Here is a 19,156-nt window from a genome sequence, read left to right as displayed (position 1 = left end):
CTGTTGTGCTCATAGCTGATTGACAAAGCCACGGCTCGCGAGGGGCAATCTATAAGCACCTACCCGGACAAAGAACGGATGTTTCAAGTCGCGTTCCTTGTCCGGGTCGGCGCGGTGCCGCCCTCCGCTTCTATTGTTCCGTAGCTTTGCGTATCACCTCACAACCTGCCGTCTTAAAGATCAGTGACAAACTTCCGATAGCTGTCTGACGCGTGGCGGACGGTGGACACCTGTCGGAGTGCCTTCCGGTGCTACTCCCCCCGGGGGGTTGCACGTCCACAAACCCCGATCCGCCATATTGTACACCGAACGGACAATCCGATGTGTAAAATGGCCCCTCGGCCGTCCCTGAAACACGACACTACTTAGATGGGCGGCACGTCCGACGTCCTTAACCGGCGAACAGTGCCGGTTTAGTGCCATTGAGTCATTCGAGAAAATCCTGTTTTCAGAACCGATGTGCAAATCCGAGCCTACCGTGTACAACACTCGGCCCCGTGTGAAAGGCCCCGATGTTGCACAAGGCGTTCCAGGGACTCGGAGCCTGCCAACCCAGCCGATATCACCGCTCAATCGAGCATCTAAGAATTCGTCTCCTCGGCTTCCTCTTTCAGTTTCTTACGGAAGTCCTCATTGCAGAATCTACGATTCACGGAGACAGACTGCAATCCATCATGGCCATAATCAGCAACCCGTATACCCGGGTAATCCATTGCATGACGGTAGCCTTCAACGATCAAGCCTCCAGTTGGAGGGATGATCTCCGTGAAATCGACTATTCTCCATTCTTCAGCGTCAGTTCTCTTTAAGAAGTCTTGCATGAAATCCTCCAAATGAGATCCTGTTTCGTCGTAATTAGCTGTCCCTCTGAACTCCGCCGTGTATTGCTGTTTTGCGCTATACGGGGTCGTACAAAGATTGGAATCAACAATCTCTAAGTCGTCATCAGGGTTCGGACCATGACTGATCCCAAGGTCGTCAAGTACGTTCTCAACCAGACTGCGTTCTTCTTCTCCAGCAGCAGGAGCCAAGACTATCCGATTTTTCATCTCTCTGGTGTCAATTGGAAAGAATGGATGGATACCGTCGACATTAGGAGATGGACTAATTGGAATGCCATTTTTCCCGATCCGAAGTATCTGGACATTGTCAAACGGGTTAATGAGTAGTCGAAACTCAACTTCGTAATCGTAGGATGACTCTTTGAAAAAGTTCACAGACGCTTGATATCCAGTCGTCTGGTAAGAATCAGGAGCGTCCCGCTGCTGATACTGAACAGCGCCAACGTGGATATCGTGGTCTGTTCCACCTACATATAATTCAGAGAACTCAGTCATTTGAGAATCTGCACCTGTTGAGTCTTCTTGGTTAGGCTCTTTGGGTTCTGTCGGGAGAACTTGTAAGAATTGGTCAACAGTCGTTTCGATGGCAAATCCCTTCTTCAGCGTTGGGTCTGACGTATAGTTTTGCCACATATTCACAAACTCTCGCGTCCCAAGCCGCCAGCAACTTGCAAAGTACTTCTGGCGAGCTTTTTCGTGGAATTGCGGCCATTGCTCTTTGAACTCCTCCTCTGAAAAATCCGACCCAGTCATCGCTGCAATACTCCCGCGAAATGCTGGATTGTCTGCTGGTGATTCTATCATTCCTTCATTCTCATCGCAAAACTCGGGAATATGGGTACATCTGATGCCCTTCTTGAAAAAATCTTTAAGATACTGCTTTTTCAGGGGCTTATATTTCCGAATGACCATCTGGTTGGATGGTATCGGCACGAATTCCGCCTTGAGATTTCCGGGTAAGGGTTCCTGGTCATATAGCGAGATTGTCCACTATTGCCAAGTCTTTTACTCAAAATATTGTATGTGTCAATTTCCTCAATGTGCCAGTTTCAGGATCGTCGCCTCCTCGAATACCAGAACTCGGACTGTAGGGTTCCTGATTGGTCTACTTTTGATTTCTGTCCTATTCAAAAGTGGATCGGTGCTTCGTCCCGCGCTTCGATTCTCGACATCGCCGCTGTCTGTCGGTTGGCGACACTCAGGGTAGAACACATATCCAAATCGCCTATTGATTTCCCCCTCGAAAACCTACCGAAATAGGTAGGTTTGTCTACCATGTCTGGTGGATGCCGTGCTATTGGCACTGAGTGTTATGTTATCATTCATTAAGTAATTATCTGTGAGCCAAGCAGAAGTTTTCAAACCAAAGAAAGCAATCATCTAGCTAAGGACTTTTAAACAAGGTATAACATCGGCCTCATCCGACAAAAACACTATATTATAGGCTCGAATGCAGTATGGTACCCTACTGGATTACGCAACGGAGGTACTGTCAGGGGCGCCTTCACGACGCCAGTAGGGTGGCTGCACACGACCATGAGCGCAGCCCATTCCTCTCTTTACTCCCTAAGCTAGACGCCGTAGCTGAGGACAACAGTGATAAATACATTTGGATTTCTCTAAGGAAACAATTGGTTTAGGAGTAACGAGCCTTGTTGAGAGGGCAGGCCCCGAAAGGACGTCCACGCTCATGAAACAGGTACGTTCGGGACCTTACCAGTCAGTGCTACTGAGACGCACGGCATAGGCTTTCTGGTCGATTCAAGCGGATACAATACCCGTCAGTCGGATGGTTGAAAAAACGCTATAGTAGAAAACCCCTCCGAATCGGAGAGGTGGCACGTGATACTAACCGGCGATCGGTGGGAATGGATCGCCAGCGAGTGTTACACACGTATGACTAGGTAGAGACAGGCCCGCTCCCAGGGACGTTCCAAAGCGATGGAAGGAATGGCCGCCTGGTGATAGCCAATAGAATAACTGCTGGAAAAAATACCCTCCAAGACCGGTACCCGATGTCAATTTGGCTCAAACAACTAATCTCTGCGCTAATAATCAATTCTATTATCAACATAAAAATTATATATTAGCGCGTTGACGGGTAGTGTATGAAGCGTCGACAGATGCTCATCGGTAGTGGTACTATGTTCGCAACTGCCCTTGTTGGGTATTCCAGCGTTAGTTTTGCCCATGACAACGAGGAGGAAGATGCGAAATCAGTGCAGAAGAAACGCGACTCCACAAACCATGAGGAAAAAGAGAAAGATGAAGAGGAGTACGAAGGCATTCCCGGATTCGATCGCGAAGAGTTTGATCTCGACAGTGATGTCATTCAGGTAAAATACCTTGCGTTCCAGAAGGGAACGCTTGAACTCGGTGTGAGCGTTGAAACGACCGATCAGGACGTTCTTGAGGAGGAACTCCGAGCACTCGTCCCTGCATTCAACCAGGCGATTCGGGAAGCCGATGCTGATGAGTTCTTCGATGCGGTTGAGGAATTCAAATTCGCCCTCTATGATGAGTGCGATAACCTCCGGGCTACGCTCTATCTGGACGTAGAGTGGCTGCGTGAGTGCCTGTTTGGCGATCTCACGACTGAGGAGTTCGTCAACCGGATTCTCATGATACTCGGAGTTGTAGGAGACGACGACGGACCAGATACAAATCAGACTACATAACCGCACACGCTGTACCACCTGAAGTCACATTTCTCCGATTAGCGGATTGCTTTTGATTACTTAATCGAAAGTAGATTTACCATCCTCCGTGTCCTCGACTCATCCAACCCAATGCCAGATCCCCAACCAGGGTTCAGCCACCTTATCTAGCCCTCCTTTACTCCAGGAGGGACTTACCCAGTTCCTTGAAGCAAAATCGAAAGGCAACGAGTCGGGTAACTACCGGCGAACGCAAAGAGCGTCATTGCCCGCTAGATGGATTGGCTCGAACAACGAGAAAAACAGATAAGATTAGGAGAGAGACTATCGAGTGCTACCTATTAGTATTAATAGGCAGTATTTTCTGGCGGTGACGCTCGCTAGTCCTACATCACCTGATGGATATGGGCATTCGGACCGTCATCCCCTTTCGCGTGGCCGACCGATCGCAGCACCTCTTTCATCGCCGAATTGGGACTCTCGACGAAGTAGTGGTCAGCCGCTTCTTCGCCGTACCAAGGCGCACCAATCTCGTCCCACCAGAACTTGACAAGTGCGCTACCGATGTCCTGGTTTCGATAGGATTCTGCGAGGTAGAGATGGCGAAGCACTAACTCGGTTTCATCGCTCGTCGGACAGTAGGCGAGGTAGCCAATAACATCTCCTCCATCCAACGCAAGGATCGCACTGTGGATGCCGATCCGAAAGCGGCCGATATGATCGACGGTGGCCTTCGCTGCCCAGTTCGCCAACCAGACGGCATCAGTCATCCAGGTCCAATTCGATGAGTCGACAGTGATACCGCCGATATCCCGGGGCTCGTGAATTCGATGTTGAACGAAGTTCCCCGGGAATTGAAGCAGTTCGATCGGCTGATGAATGACCCCATCGCGATAGAGTGCGAGAATATTGAGACAGCGATCCTCTTGACAGACCCAGTACTTGATGTCAGAGTCTTTGACCCGCTCGATTGTGAGTTGTTGATCCGATCCACACGTGAGACAGCGGACTTGGACCGCGTCTTTAGGACCGTCGAGAGTCGGAGCTTCGTGCGAATAACACCCTCTGAGACACACGGATTCATCGATGAATTGCACAGCAAACGGGTCTGAAGAGAACCGAATAAATCTATGGTTCAACGTCTATCACCGATCAACTGAACATGGTGAAGCCAACAGCGACATCGCGGTCAACGTTTCCGTGAGGGATTCTCGGAAACGCGTCGGTTCATGTCCGATTGGTGAACGTCGGTTTGCCTAGACTGTGTTCTCTGAGTCTCCTGGGGCGGGATACTCCTTTTAGAAAGTCCCCCTCATAAGACTATTCTGTGGATATTTGATTAGGCGGCTAATCGGGTTTGGATCACCATGACTTGTGCAACAATCCCTTCAAGAGTGCCGATGTTGCACAAGGTTGAGCAAGATTCGTTGACAGCTTTCCTATCCTGACAGAGCGCCGGCAGGATGGCGGTGGCGGTATGCGGTCCCGGCCGCGGTGGTCGCCGCCCGCGGGCCTCCCTCAAGAAAACAAACCTCCATGGGACACTCCGGGCGAGCGTCTGGGTGTCCTCGGACGGCTCGAACCCGGACGAAGCGTATGCCGACGACATCGTCTTCATCGGAAGCGAAGAGAGTAGAAACGGAATACACTAACCCCTTTCAGCAGCCATTGCAACTGAATCATATAGCATTAGGCTGATACGGACACTCACGCCCATACCGCAGATATTAGTCTCCTACTCTCTGAGGCGGGTTGAGAACGATTCTATTGGACCGACGAAGCTAACCGGTTTGCTTGGACGCGTGAAACCTGCGAGTGAGAGAAGGGGCGATGTCCTACTCTCGTACTTCTCCTGACCCAATTGATAGATGATAAAAAATAGATCGTTCTAAAACGGCAACAGCAAAACACTAACACACCTATACAACAGATCTATTATAGTGACAGCAAGACGCACACTGGCAGTCGTTGCCGCCGTCTTCATGATGCTCACCGCAGGGTGCGCTGGATGGGGAGAAGATGGCCCGGTCGGAGACGACGACCCAGAACCTGACGAAGCTGACGATCTCGAAAACGCACAGGGCGATGAACAAGAACAAGAGTCCGATAGCAATGAGGCTGGAAGCGATACCGGCGTCGATGCCGACGAAGGAGATACTGGCAATGCTACCGAATTGGACGAGAGCAACGGTGATTCGGAGGCTCAGCCCCCAGATGAAGAGTCCGAAGACACCGGTGTAGACGACTCGGCTGAAGACACCGACGACTCCGAAGAAGCAACTGACGATAGCGCCACCGATGACGAATCCACAGAGCAGGAGTCGCCCGACTACTCGCTCGAGGAGTCTACAGACGATAGCGAGTCCGCTGACGGAGACGACGAGGGCAGTGATGCCTCTGGCGAGGACGAAAGCGAACCCGCTGAGAACGGCGATAGCGACTCAGACGAGGACACCAGCACCAACGGCGACACTGATGCCCCGGACGAGAACGGCGACGATTCCGAGGCGAACGGGGGTAACGGAGACGACTATGGCGGTGATGCTGACAACGGGGATTCGGACACGAACGGTGACGGGGACACTGATCAGAACGGCGACGCGGACAACGGCGACACCGACGCGAACGGCGACGGAGACGATGATGACCTCGAGACCTCACAACTGGAGGTCCACGCCGGTGAAGCCTCTGCGGTAGAGGGCGCTAGCATCACCGTCACCGGCGAAAGCGAGACTGAGCAGTACGACGGCGAGACGTGGACTGGCGAAACGAACGCCGATGGTATCGCAACCTTCGACGTGCCGGATGGGGAGTATCAGGTCCACGGAACAGACAACAGCGGCGGTGAAGAGACGCAGTACGTGACCGTCGACGGTGATACCTCTGTCCTGCTAGGAGGCCTTGCGCCTCCGGTGCCGGATGAGCATGACGTGACCATCCAGGTCGTCGACGAGGCCAACGACGAGCGGCTCGAGGGCGCGACCATCGTTGCGACGGGCGAGTATCACCCCGCGACCGGTGAGGCTGGCTTCGGTGGTGAGACTGACTCAGATGGCGAGGTTAGTACGACCGCCTATGCCGGAGGATATGACGTGACCGTCGATCACGAAGCCTACGATACGTATCACGGATCGACGCTCATCGAAGGCGACACCGGGATCACTGTCGGGCTTGATACTGACCGGGATGAGATGTACGAGCAGACGCTTACCGTGACGGTCGTCGATGAGGCTGGCGAGCCCGTTGAGGGCCAGGAGGTCGAAGCCGGACCACCGGAGGGTGAGATCGACACCGGCGTAACCGACGCGAACGGCGAAGTGGTCTTTACGAGTGTTACTTCGGTCCCGAGCGATTCGACCATGACTGAAATCCGAGTCAACGAACAGACCATTCCGTCGAGCTACCACGTTGACGGTGTCGAAGAGACGGTGGAGATCGAGACTGACGAGGACGAAGGGAGCGAAGAGAACGAAGAGAACGGCCCAGACGATGACGGCGAACCGAGCGATGAGCCCGCACTCGTAGTCTAACTACAGCCGACTTCCGCTGGCGTTTGTTTTTACGCACTCCTAAAAACCCCAGAAGGAGGTCCTATGCAGTATCCTTGCTGAGTTTCTTGCTAGCTCGCCGCTTGAAGAAGTACCCAATTGCAGCAGTGACGACTGCAAGGATTAGGAAAACGAATCCCCAAATGAGAAGGCCCGCTATCGATCCAATGAATGTTCCAGCAGCCTCTGCGCTTTCTGCGCCGTCCGTACCAAGAATCGCTGGTAGGTAGAATGTAATCGGCAATAACAACATAACAAGTGCTGAAATCCAGAGTCCCGATCCGATTGCTTCGCTAGGGATCCGTTTTTGATACAAATAATAACCACTGCCCGCTGTAGCAATAAGAAATACAATTGCAGCGATTCCAAAATTCAGAGTTGCCCATGCTGCAAGCCCACCGATGATTAGCGCCATTACACTCGCCGTAATTGCCATCGTCCAACGAATTCCGCCTGACTGGTCCTCCTCCGCAGTCGGCACGTCTTCGGTGGATACGTTGTCCGGTTCAGCTGAGTCTTGGTGAGCCATCTTATTAGCTTGCCGTCCAGCGGACGTCGATATCGGCCCCAAGGAAATCATCATGCCACAATGTATCAAGATCGCCCTCATCGAGATCGCCGGGAACGTCGAAGGCGATGTATCCTTCGCGTGTAACATCGGGCTGGATCTCGCCGTCGTCATACTCTTCGCGCCCCCCCATATCAGAGACGAACTCCGAATCGTACTGGCTGTCATCGTGTAGGAGGACAATGTCCTGCCAAGCCGACGGCGTTCGCTCGGCCTCGTCTCCCTCGTTTCTGGCTTCGAACTCCAACAGCGCGAACTGGCCTTGGTCAGGTTCGTCGAAATCGCCGAGCTGGTCTTCGAACTCGAATCCGTGGGCGACGGCGATCATACCGTTACTATGCTCGGCTTCTTCACCATACGCGAGTTCGACTTGGTCATCAGCCTCATCGATGAATTCCGCATCCTCTCCTTCTTCTTCTCCATTCTCTTCTTCATCCGCATCGCCGTTCTCAGCGGGTTCTTCTTCCTCCTCTTCGTCTTCCCCATTCTCCTCTTCGTCATCGTCAGACCCTGCACAGCCGGCTAAGAGGGTGGTCGTTGCTGCTCCACATGTCACAATGAAATTTCTCCGTTGCACGACAAGTCCATCATACACCCAACACTTACGCTTTCCGATTTTTCGGAAAAGTACGAAGTGTGAGAGTGATAAGGCCTATAATTGCATGTGGACCATGTGGACTAATGGCGGCGAAATGCTATCCACGCCTTCGAGAGAAAGGCCAAATTACGATACCGAAGGATATCCGATGCGAACTAGGGCTAGAGGTGGGAGATCGGATCGAGTTAACTATAAGACATATATCTGAAGACGAATAGTCTGCTTTGGTCTTTAGATCACCCAACAAGGGTCCAATGCTATAGACGCGATAAATAGGCGTGATTGTGAATTAGGGGTGGCGCGTAGGTATATGAATTATATAAACACGGGTTCGCACCAGACCGCGTCCTTGAGACACTCGTCAAGATCTCAGGAACTGGCGAAGTCACTCGGAGTTGGGTATCCTAGGGTAGAACGTCATCACTGCGGATTTCTGGGGAAGGTGACTTCTGGAAACGGAACAAACACAAAGTCATGCCGACGTGTGGCGTTTCAACAGATAGTGGCACAGAGTGTCAAAGACGGACGGACGGCGGGCCGTGTTTCATGCACGACTGGAACGGGCCGCCGTCGAGTCACGGCGCACCTCTTGGAAACGATAACGCGGTTGGCAACTCGGGCGGAGGAGCGCCGAAGGGCAACTTCAACGCGGGGATCCACGCGGGATTTAGCGACTGGGGACAGCACTACGAGCGTTTGTGGGGAGAGGCGAAAGAGTGGGTAACTAACAGAGAACTACATCAACCGCTCAAAGGCAGACCTCCCTGATAGCGAGGTCGAAGCGAAGGCTCGAGAGGCGGGCACACTCGCACATATGTAGGACTGTGCGTCGGTTGACTCATTCAAGCGCAGGTGGGTTCTCGAACACGAGGAGACGCACGAACCGACTGGGGAGACGTACACCGTCCATCGATTGAACGCGGCTCTTCGAGCGGACTTCACTATCAGTCGTCGAAAGCGCCGACTCGCTCGCGAGCTCCGAGTGTATCAGACGCCGGACGGTCTGCCGCACGCGGAACAATGATGGATCCACTTTTGATTCACTCTAAAGTGCAAACCGCATAGCGGCAATGGCATGGATGCAAACGAAGTGTAACTTGCGGTTGAATATATAAAGAACGCCAAGCCTTGCACAACATTCGTCCGTAACGCTTCATAGGACTGACTGTGTACTCTGGTTCTGTAGCTCAACGAAAACTCGACCTTGTGCAACAGCGGCGGCTTGTCAAAGGCGAGTGTTGAACAAGATGCGCCCTGCTCGTCGAGCAGCGGATCGATGCGATCGCGAGCGCTTTATCGATTGCACCCCTACGACGATTATGAGCGAATGGACATGTCCGGTGTGTCGGGGCGGCTTTCCCGGCGACGCCATGCTCGAAGGCATTGCGTGCCCGTGGTGCGAACACATGCTCGAAGATGCCGCGCAGTTTCAATCTGAACTCATCGAACGGAATATTCTATCCGACGCCGACGACGCGGATCGATAAACGCGCCGAGTCCCTGCTCGTTGACCCGACACATGCAAACCCCGACGTGATCGGCGCGAACGTATCCGCCGACGGGACACGTTCGATCGTCTACTGTATTTCTGGTTGAAAATATACTCAAATCGGAGAGGTCGCACGTGATATGAGTCGGCGACCGGTGGGAATGGACCGCCAGCGAGTGTTACAATCTCACACAACTTGATTCACGGTGATCATGCAAGCAGCGCTCCGGTAGGGGTTAAAATTTGCACCCCCCACTCTCCGATTTTCACGGGGGTGTGAAAACTCAAGGTCGCATGAGGGAGCGGCGAATCTGAAGCCGTTTTCAGGATTTTAAGGGTGCGAGGGGGGTGTGTCTGTGTGTGAGCCGCGCTGGCGCTGGCGCGCGGGCGCGTACCAGCCAGCGCGCGCGTTATAACACACCCCCTCTAAGGGGTTAAAATCCTGAAAATCGGTATTATTTCCCTACGCCGTCCTGTGGTTTTGCGTTTTAACCCCCCACTGAAAATCGACGGGGGGAGGGGTGCAAATTTTAAAGTGAATAGCTCTCATACCTTCTTTACTTGTCACTAGACGTATCGGCTGCCATGTCAGAGTCAAGAATCCTCTCGTCGCCATTCGGCTGTGATATTTGAGACCATCTGATTCACTGATCATTAGAGACCGGCTGACGCTCCGTGGTCACAAAATCGTCCACAGCGTCCTTACATCACGTGTCCTATCAACCGTAGCTCAGCGCGTGCACTTGTCTCGACTTGACCGCACATTTCGGCAGCCCGGCTCTTGCTACATCTCGTTACGAAGATCTCTAAGGTATACACGCTTGATATGAATCATCACCTGCTCTCAGAGTGTGAAGAATAAAATCCGAGAAAACAAACAACCCCCATGGAACCTTTTGCACAATAGGACATGCGAGGACGCTGTGGACGATTTTGTGATTATGGAGCATCAGGCGGTCTTTGATGGCCAGTGATGGCGACAGGAGGATTCTCAATTCAAACATGGCGGCCAACACAGTTTAATGACAAATAAGTAATATATGAGCATAGTTCACTTTAAGATATTCATCCCTCCTCCCTCGATCTTAACCGGGGGATTAAGACGCAAAATCACAGTAGGGCGTAGGGATAAGAATACGATCTTAAGGATATTAAGGGTGCCAGGGGGGTGTGTGTTATACACGCGGGCGCTGGCTGGTGCGCGCGTGCGGGCGCACCAGCGCCAGCGCGGGCTCCCCACACAGACACACCCCCCTCAAGGGGTTAAGATCCTTAAGATCGTCTTTCGAAGTCGCCGTACTCATGCGGTTTTCCATCTTAACCCCCCACTGAAGATTGAGGGGGAGATGGGTGAAGATCTTAACCCCTCCGGGAGCGCTACCTTCGTGAATCATCCATTCATTGACATCGTAGTAGCTGATCGGGGACGTTCCGATGAAACACGGGAGTCGGAATGCCCATCCTTCTCGCGGGTCCGTAGGACGCAATAGCTCCACGTTGTTGACTGACAAGCCACTCTAGCTCTTGGAGTCAGTTGTGATAGAGGGCCTGGGTTAGACTCACAGTTCCCAGTAGCGTTGATCACATCATCAGTGTGGACCCTTTGCTTGTACTCTCAGTAGCGTCAGTTCGTCTTCAACAAGTCATTGGTCGGTCGGTCCCTCGAGTACTTGCCTGAGTGATCTACGAGCTAACCTCATATTTAGTGTAAATCGATTCTGAGGTCAAATGAGTTGATCAGGAACGGTCCTAACCACCTGGAGTTACTTGTGATGATAGTTGCCTGGGAAGGCTCAGTATTCCCAATAGCGTTGATCACATCACCAGTGTGAACCCTCTGTCCGTTGTCTCAGTATGTGCCGACTACGCGTGAGAGATGGTCGGACTGTCTTCCGGCACCCATTTTCAACGTACTAAGGGGAAGCGTCCCGACGGCACCCACAATCTGGAGGGCAGGTCGTTCAGCTGCTTGCTTGAGCGTTTCGAGGCGTTCTTCTGTCCCGTCTTCAGCCAGCCCAACAAGCCATTTGAGCTCGAAGTCATCACGCTTGAGGAGGTTGCGGTAAATCCCTCGGTTGAAGGAGGTGATCGTGTAGCTATCACTTTTTGCGTCGAAGTGAATGCTACTTTCTTTCTCGCGAGGTTGCCAGTTTGGATGTTCTGCACTCCTCTCAAGGACATCCGCCAGTAGCTCGTCCTCAGTGTGCATCTCGTTGCTTCCAGCGTAGCTTGCTTCCGACATCTTCCACCTAAATCTAGGAACTAGAGACTGATAAACTTATCGGTTATTTGATATTTAGAGAGTTATCGTACTTGAGACTCTTGGCAGTCTGTGCAAATGAGCAGGGGTCGGGTTCAGAGTTATCGTCTGCGGAAGTGCCCATATACCTCGTCTGTAGTCTGCAAATTTGCATGACGAAGGCGGAGCATCACATCCTCTAGGCGCTTGTTCTCCCGTCGGATCATTCGAAACGCGATCGAGTGGCGGAACGTATGCGGCGACACTTCGTGTGACTCACCACGTCCCCCTTCGATCCGATAGGGGCGGACGCCTGCTTCCTCAGCAGCACGTGTGACGACATTGCGGACAGAGCGGTCGGTCATGCGGTCAGATTGGCGCGAGGGGAACAGCGCCTTGCTCCCTTTCCAGACGCGGTTCTGATACCGACGGAGCTGCCGACGGCTCTCGTCGGCGAGATCAAGGTAGGAGGCTCCTGGATTGCCCTTCTGAATCTCACTCGGTAGATAGAGCTCGCCGGGTTCAGCATCGAGGTCGAGATACTCCCAGTTGAGCGCGACCAATTCACTAACGCGAAGCCCAGTATCTGCAAGGAGAACGATGAGCGTTTCATTGCGATCTTGGAGGTAGGTCGCGAACGAGTCGGAGAGACAGGCGTCGCGGATGTGTTCGATCTGTTCTGGGGTGAGCCAGGTTTTGGCTTGTTTCTGAGTTGCCGAGTTTCGTGAGCCAGTTTCGCTCATAGGTGTGGTATATAAGTCTGATCTCGAGCGAGGGTATTATAGCTTGTTGAGTTTCCGGTTTTCGGGCAAGCACGGAAACTCGCTATACTATATGACATGATTGCGTTCCATGAACTATCAAAAGGTCCAGTACCTCTACAGAGTAGTATCTGTACCGTTGGCGGCTGATACTTCGGTGGCGACGTGCTTTCGTCTAGCATCCTCGAGGAGTGGTGTAATTTCCCGCTGACCGGTCGCCGAGCCTCGGTGTTGGACGCCTCCAACTAGAGAGCCCCTCAATAGACCGGCGAGCATGGCGGCTACTCGGGGCGACTCACTCCCCAGTGCCTATGCCGGTGTGTCGCGAACCGTCGATTATGCCCCTCGGAGAGGACCCGCCGTTCAAGCGGAGAGCATGCGACCCGGCGGACCATGAGTTCGTGAAAAAGAGCACGGCTTCCAGGTCTGCGAAAAGTGCGACCTCAGTCGGCAGTCGTTGACAGATCAGGTCGGCCAGACGTTATAGCGTCTCTGGGGGCTACGCTTTTACGCCCCGTCTGTCGTTGACCGGGTGATCTAGTGAGAGATCGACCGAGATAGAATCATACCAGACCGTCGGCCGCTTGGATTGTCCGACTGTATCGAGATCGATCAGTCCAAGCGATTCTAACTCGTTCAGATTCCGGTGGACCTGTCGAACATCCCGCTCAACGATTCGGGCTGTTTCGCGGATGCTCTCGGGGTGCTCGCTCGTAATCACCTGCAACAACTCCAAGTTTTTCGGTCGAGTCACCTGATGCAATTGCACGGGATCGTGAAACACGACCTCGAGATATGGTTCAGGTGTCTCTCCCTGGTCGAGCGCTGCGAGTGCTGCTTCAACCGACTCGCTATCGCTCTGCTTGAAGCGGATGTGCAGCACGCGCTCGTCTGATTCTGTCTCATTTCCATTGTCCGTTTTCATGATCATTTACCTCCGCTTTGAACCGTCGATACAGGTCGAGTACACCGGGGAAATCGATGTCCTCAACCCGAGATTCGCCGATATGCTTGTGGTGTTCCGCCGCGCCGGGGTGGTCAGGAAAGTTATCGTAGCGAAAGATGAGACTGCCGTCGGTCGTACCGTACTGCATCGAGTAGTGGACCCCGTCCGGGTATCGCTCCGACGGGGGAACATCCCATGCACGGACTTCGGCGTAGGTGTCGCCAAAGTTCTGCCGTGTTTCGAGGAGTAACGTTGCATCATCATCCTCCGGCATCAAGTGTTGTTATGATCCCCAACATGTTAAGTGTTGTCCCTGCCTCCAACACCCACAAATGTGGTCGCACCAATCTAGCTAGTGGTGTCCGCGCATCAGTATCCGGTGGCGAACACAATACGGCCGCGGGACGCAAGTCGTCGATTCTCGGTGGCAATGACATCACCGTTAGCCGTTCGCACCGTCACCACCCGTAGAGGTCAGACAGAAACCAAGTATCGACTCAGTGTCAACTCAATATAGCGCATCATCATCGAGGCAATCCGCGAGTATGCTACGGCCTCAGACGAGCGATTAATTTGGACGTTAAATCACCGCCCAACGAGCCACCATTTCGCTCGTCGCCACACAGGGGCATCCAGACGTTCCTCGCGCCGCTGTTGCAGCTCCCGCTCTTCTTGGACGTACTCAACAAGTTCAGTATTTTCTTCGCGCTGTTCGAGAATAAGCCGCTTCTCATTTCGCATTCTCTCATTTTCCGTCTCAAGCTCGTTAATTCGCTCTTTGAGATCGGTGATCTCTTGCTCGTATTCATCGCGTGTGTCGTCGTGTTCATCACGTGTTACAAGAGTGTTGCGAATGTATTCACTACGCGATACGCCGTGTTCATCAGCTTCTAACTCAAGTTCATCGATGAGTTCCTCGTCGAGCCGGACAGTGATATTCTTCATTGCATGAGGAACATGTCCGTGTTCACTTAGCAATACGTCAGCTGTCCGTCTGACAAATGATATCACATTGTCACTGGGCTTTAAGTCAGGGGCATGTGAGATAACACGCAAAGCTACGGAAACAAAAAGGCCGGAAAGGGGCCGTCGTAGAACAACTGTCCCTTCTGGCTGACACGGCATATAGTTTGCCCTGTCAAGAGCCGTGGCTTTGCTCAGACAGCCATGACCGCAACAGCCGACGCTACAGACAGTCGCACCGTTGAACAGCTCATACAGACCGTCGAAGACCTGCGAGACACCGTCGAGCAGCAAGCCGACCGGATCAACGAGCTCGAAACCGAATTGGCCGACTACCGCGCTCACAACGAGCGCGATAAGGCAGAGATCCGCCAGAAGATTGCTGAGGTCGAAAACCAACAGACGGACGCCCCTTCTGAAGATACTACCCCCGGGGTTGACACCGAGAAAGACCCCTCGAAGAACTCGGAGACACCACTGGAGCGCATCTGCACTCTCCCGGAGCACGTTGCCGATCGCGAGCTCACCACCAACCAAGAACGCGCACGGTTCATCGCTCGTGACATCCAGGATTATGCCGAGAAGGCCCCTGCTGGCCTCGTCATCGATAGCCGAGCGATCAAGCGAGTGTTAACCGCCTCGGAAGGAAAGCGTCCACATACTCAGACTGTGGCCCGCGTCATGAACTTCCTCGATGACCTCGGCAAAGAGGATGTCCAGCAGAAGAAGCGTCGCGGGAAGAAGCTCATCGTCATCGATCCGGAGGCTGCCACGAGATATACAGCTCATCACGATCGTTGTGATGGGGAGGGTGGTCCAACCCATGCGGAAGGCGTGATCTCGAGCGGATAACGTCACACCGACAAGAATAGTCCGCGAAAGCGAGCCACGTAAGCAAGGCCGTAGTAGCAGCAGGTATGAAGGGAGCTTCTCGATTACAGTAGTAGTATTGTAGATGAAACCGAAGCCAGTAGCTCTGGCTCTGCAAGCGTATCACAGCACAGTGTGATTGGGTATACGTCACCTTGTGCAACCGTAATCTTCTGCGGACATCGATTGTTGCACAAGGCGTCACCAGCGAGCGATTAAAGCTGCCGTCGTCTGACGATCTCGTTCCAAGGGTACACAATCGTTACGAACCTCTTGGAATATAATCAAGAACGGTTCGTTGACGGTGATAGATTGACTTCTGGGCATCGGCTGAAACGGCCACTCCTGAGTCTGACTGTATAGAAAAATCCTATCTACAGAACACATGAGAACGTCTTTCTAAGAACATATAGAGTCATAGGGTATGCTTTGCAGCATTGGAATCACGAGAATAAACTCTCTTTGTCTGTAGAAGTAGCCTCTAGCATCGACTGTTTGAATTAATACCATTCTAAAATATTATTAGTTATAAAGAAGAAGCGATGCTATAGCACAAATGCATTATCTACTCGTATATTACCAAGTGAGGCATTTATATACTCTTAATATCAGCTAGTAAAATAGTACTCTCCCCAATCTATTACTGTTACTATAATTTAGTACTATAATATAATACACTTAATACCAAATTATTTTAGGTAATTATTTTATGGTTGCAGGAGCAAATCCTGTCGGTAGATAACATCTACCATGTGTAACCATGACAGACCGAAACAAAACGCAATCGACGGCGGACCGACCAGAAAACCAATCTGGCGACGGTTCAGCGCGGTTTCAGGACAGTCCGATCGACCGACGACAGTTCATGCAGCTCTCAGCAGTTACCGCTGGTGCGCTTGCGTTGCCGGGCCACGCAGTCGCGGATCATGAATCAGAGAAGGCAACCGAGCTGTATGACTTTATTCGCAACCACGTTGAGGGCGACTACGTAATCCAAACGCTAGTACTATTTGAGAGCGAAGCCGGCTTTGACGCGCTTGAGGATCTCGGGCTCGAGCAGGATATCGGTGATGATGAAACCGAGCCGGTTGATATCGAACAGACGACCGATCCCCAACCAGCCGCACACATAGGTGTGACACCGTTCCAAGCGTCGGATGTCCTCGAACTTGATGAGATCGAACAGGTGGAATTCTCACCCGGTGCGAACCCCTTCTGGAAGCTCGATAACTACGAGGATGGAGTGTTTCCATCGGTTGAGGAGAGTATCGAGTATATCTCATTTGACGAGGCAGTTGAAGGACTACGATACCTCGAGGACCAGCATAGTGACCGCCTCAACATATTTAGGGTTGGTGAGACCCCCGGTTATCATAACCTTCTCGAAGGCGAGACTGATCCACAGGATATGTGGTTCGGTGAATTGACAAATAATATTGAGGATAGCGATTCGTTTAAAGAAAAACGGAAGTGTGTATTTTCGATCTCGATTCACAGTGACGAACCCTATGGTCGTGAAGGATTTCTCCGCCTTGTCGAGCAAACACTAGTTAGAGACGAGCCCGACATGGACAAATGGCTTGACGATATCGTTGTTGTTTTTGTCCTCACAAACCCTGATGGATGGGTCCGCCGTGAGCCACAATATATTGGCGTCGAAAACGAGTTCGGACGTGAGAACGCTGCTGGCGTCGATCAGAACCGCGGGTTCCCGACGGAAGGGTGGATTGACCCCGACCACTATCCCGGCGAAGCATGGGGTGCAAATCTCGAAGACGACCAACCTACCGAGATTGACGATGATGTCCCTGAGGACATTCTCGATCACGTTCCGGACACATTGGCCGTCACCAACCACCTTCGGACGTACAACAACATCGAAACAGTCGCAGACCTCCATGGTATGGGCTGGTCCGAAGAACCCGTTGAATCACGTCCGTTGTACTACACGCTAACCCAGAACAGCAACCAATTCGATCATCAAGAGCTGCACGATGCTGATGAAATGACACGCGTGGTTGGTGAGTACGTGCGTGAAGAACTCGGACCGATCGAGGACCATAGAGACGCACTCTTCGACGGTGTCGAGCGCTTCGCCCAAGACGACGACGAGCTCGAAGCGGAGGATGTGGCACCCGAACTCATATTCCGAGACGGATCTTCTGTTGATACGCTCGGGTACACCACTACTGGTGGCTTTCGGAGTTTCGTTGGGGGACTTCAGGAGTTTAGTGGGCTTGGTGTGAAGGGCAACACAGTCGAATTCCTGCAATATTCCGGTGAGGGTAGAATGGACTATCGTCACGACTTCACGAACCTCGCGGTCGACACTTACCAGGCCGTCGTCCGTGGGTACATCGACCACGGCACATCCAATGTCGAGGCCACCATCGAAACCGATGGACGTTCGACTGCATACGTGGCTAGCGAAACGCTCACCCGGTCTTCAGACGATCTCGTCTTCGCTGACACAGAACAGACGTTCACATCGTCTTCATCGACGCTGGAGAGTGACGAGACTGACGTCGTTTCGTTCGATGTGTCCGGAGATGCTGGGCAGATCTCTGTCACCGTCGAACATGACGGGCCAGTTACCGCTACACTGATCGATCCCGATGGTGAGGCGGTCGAAACCTACGAGTCAACTGAGGAGATGGAGCGGGAGGCTGAATGGAATGTCACCAATCCGGCGGCAGGCGAGTGGTCGGTCGATATTGAGAACCGATCCGATGATGAAAACGAGGTAACGGTGAGCTCACAGCAGCTTCTCCTGGAAGAAAATGAGGAGGATGTCGATGGTGTCCTCGCTCCCGATCCGGAGGAAGTGTTGGGATTCACCCAAGCTGAATACGAAGTGACGCCAATGCAGTACTTCGAGGACAATGCCGAGTTCTTTGCTGATGCTGACCTCGATATTGTTAGCGTCGACGATGTTACCGATGGCGCGCTGGACGATGGAGACGCCTACGATAACGTCGTCATCAACCATGACGAGCCTGCTGACGATCAGCAGTGTCTCGATCAACTTGACGAGTTCGTCGATACCGGAGGGAATCTCGTGTTGACTGATCGAGGCGTCCAACTGCTCGGCCATCTTGAAAGCGATCTCGCAGCGGGCGTCGCTGACGATGATATCGAATCAATCGAGCGTCAGTTCGCTCTGCTCGATGATGATCCCGACGAGGACGATCCTGACGATGAGCTTCCCTCTGACGGGAAGAATCTCGATCATCGCCTGATGGAGGGCATTCGCCCTGTCCAGCGCGAAATGTGGAACGTCGCCGGATTGGGCTATGCCTCGCCGAATATCGAGGCCCCGATGACACTCGTAGACGCCGATGCCTTCGAAGGAGCTGGTGGAACCGTCGCTGCGACGACTGATCATCAGGTGTCCGTTGGCGCACTCGAACACGATGGCGAGGAGACCGGAATTCACGTTATTAGTAGTGTCCTACCGCCAGCACTCCAGAATAACCTGCATCCATTCGGGATGGTTAATTACGGTCTCGAGCTCCTCGGGCACCAAGTCTTGATGAATGCACTCGGCTACGACCAACAGCGAATCGTCGACGGCGAAGAAATCGACGTCTGGGACAACCCAGAGGAACGGGACGCAGAGCCGTAACGACTCCCTCTGCGATCGATTTTATCAGCCGTAGGATACTAACAGTATGT

Annotated in this window: 15 protein-coding genes; 6 read left to right on the top strand and 9 right to left on the bottom strand. The window is 52.7% G+C overall.

The genetic code is table 11. From position 1 onward, the window contains the following. Positions 1-581: 581 nt before the first annotated feature. The gene (locus WOA58_RS18890; protein WP_340605871.1) at positions 582-1,754 is read right to left on the bottom strand and encodes a hypothetical protein; all 1,173 of its coding nucleotides are present in this window, start codon (positions 1,752-1,754) and stop codon (positions 582-584) included. 1,196 nt (positions 1,755-2,950) lie between these two features. Between WOA58_RS18890 and WOA58_RS18885 the strand changes: the two genes are divergently transcribed. Further along, complete coding sequence (locus WOA58_RS18885; protein WP_340605869.1) at positions 2,951-3,520, top strand: GntR family transcriptional regulator; 570 nt, start codon at positions 2,951-2,953, stop codon at positions 3,518-3,520. A gap of 365 nt (positions 3,521-3,885) precedes the next feature. Here the strand turns inward: WOA58_RS18885 and WOA58_RS18880 are convergent, their stop codons facing one another. Beyond that, entirely contained in the window at positions 3,886-4,596 is a 711-nt protein-coding gene (locus WOA58_RS18880; RefSeq protein ID WP_340605867.1) for a GNAT family N-acetyltransferase, read from the bottom strand. A gap of 843 nt (positions 4,597-5,439) precedes the next feature. Between WOA58_RS18880 and WOA58_RS18875 the strand changes: the two genes are divergently transcribed. Beyond that, the gene (locus tag WOA58_RS18875) at positions 5,440-7,029 is read left to right on the top strand and encodes a hypothetical protein (RefSeq protein ID WP_340605865.1); all 1,590 of its coding nucleotides are present in this window, start codon (positions 5,440-5,442) and stop codon (positions 7,027-7,029) included. Between the two features lie 61 nt (positions 7,030-7,090). Here WOA58_RS18875 and WOA58_RS18870 read toward each other — a convergent pair whose 3' ends face one another. Both WOA58_RS18870 and WOA58_RS18865 read right to left on the bottom strand, forming a co-directional pair. Beyond that, positions 7,091-7,576, bottom strand: a complete 486-nt coding sequence (locus tag WOA58_RS18870) for a hypothetical protein (RefSeq protein ID WP_340605863.1) — start codon at positions 7,574-7,576, stop codon at positions 7,091-7,093. A 4-nt stretch (positions 7,577-7,580) separates the two neighbouring features. Next, positions 7,581-8,171 carry a DUF4352 domain-containing protein gene (locus WOA58_RS18865; RefSeq protein WP_340605862.1) on the bottom strand — a complete coding sequence of 197 codons (591 nt, stop codon included), beginning with the start codon at positions 8,169-8,171 and terminating at the stop codon, positions 7,581-7,583. A gap of 125 nt (positions 8,172-8,296) precedes the next feature. Here WOA58_RS18865 and WOA58_RS19175 point away from each other — a divergent pair, with 125 nt between their 5' ends. Both WOA58_RS19175 and WOA58_RS18860 read left to right on the top strand, forming a co-directional pair. Then, positions 8,297-8,431 carry an AbrB/MazE/SpoVT family DNA-binding domain-containing protein gene (locus WOA58_RS19175; protein WP_390220993.1) on the top strand — a complete coding sequence of 45 codons (135 nt, stop codon included), beginning with the start codon at positions 8,297-8,299 and terminating at the stop codon, positions 8,429-8,431. A gap of 1,101 nt (positions 8,432-9,532) precedes the next feature. Beyond that, positions 9,533-9,700 carry a hypothetical protein gene (locus WOA58_RS18860; RefSeq protein ID WP_340605861.1) on the top strand — a complete coding sequence of 56 codons (168 nt, stop codon included), beginning with the start codon at positions 9,533-9,535 and terminating at the stop codon, positions 9,698-9,700. A 1,851-nt stretch (positions 9,701-11,551) separates the two neighbouring features. On the opposite strand, the gene WOA58_RS18855 is transcribed toward WOA58_RS18860, so the two are convergent. The 5 genes from WOA58_RS18855 to WOA58_RS18835 form a co-directional block, all read right to left on the bottom strand. Further along, positions 11,552-11,944, bottom strand: a complete 393-nt coding sequence (locus tag WOA58_RS18855) for a hypothetical protein (RefSeq protein ID WP_340605860.1) — start codon at positions 11,942-11,944, stop codon at positions 11,552-11,554. A gap of 119 nt (positions 11,945-12,063) precedes the next feature. Then, positions 12,064-12,684, bottom strand: coding sequence for a tyrosine-type recombinase/integrase (locus WOA58_RS18850; protein ID WP_340605859.1), 621 nt, complete (start codon positions 12,682-12,684; stop codon positions 12,064-12,066). Positions 12,685-13,201: 517 nt separating this feature from the next. After that, entirely contained in the window at positions 13,202-13,627 is a 426-nt protein-coding gene (locus tag WOA58_RS18845; protein ID WP_340605857.1) for an HVO_A0114 family putative DNA-binding protein, read from the bottom strand. Further along, a complete protein-coding gene (locus WOA58_RS18840) occupies positions 13,605-13,922 on the bottom strand; it encodes a toxin-antitoxin system TumE family protein (protein ID WP_340605856.1) in 318 nt (105 codons plus the stop codon). Before WOA58_RS18840 ends, WOA58_RS18845 begins: the two co-directional genes overlap by 23 nt. A gap of 311 nt (positions 13,923-14,233) precedes the next feature. Continuing rightward, positions 14,234-14,593, bottom strand: coding sequence for a ribbon-helix-helix protein, CopG family (locus WOA58_RS18835; protein WP_340605854.1), 360 nt, complete (start codon positions 14,591-14,593; stop codon positions 14,234-14,236). 222 nt (positions 14,594-14,815) lie between these two features. Here WOA58_RS18835 and WOA58_RS18830 point away from each other — a divergent pair, with 222 nt between their 5' ends. Together WOA58_RS18830 and WOA58_RS18825 are read left to right on the top strand one after the other, a co-directional pair. Next, positions 14,816-15,463: a hypothetical protein gene (locus WOA58_RS18830; RefSeq protein WP_340605852.1), complete on the top strand. Its 648-nt coding sequence runs from the start codon at positions 14,816-14,818 to the stop codon at positions 15,461-15,463. 883 nt (positions 15,464-16,346) lie between these two features. After that, positions 16,347-19,106 (top strand): M14 family zinc carboxypeptidase, encoded by a 2,760-nt coding sequence (locus WOA58_RS18825; protein WP_340605850.1) that lies wholly within the window; start codon positions 16,347-16,349, stop codon positions 19,104-19,106. The last annotated feature ends 50 nt before the right edge of the window (positions 19,107-19,156 follow it).

The organism is Halalkalicoccus tibetensis (genome assembly GCF_037996645.1).
Lineage (GTDB): Archaea > Halobacteriota > Halobacteria > Halobacteriales > Halalkalicoccaceae > Halalkalicoccus > Halalkalicoccus tibetensis.
This window is presented reverse-complemented; position numbering and strand designations above follow the sequence as displayed.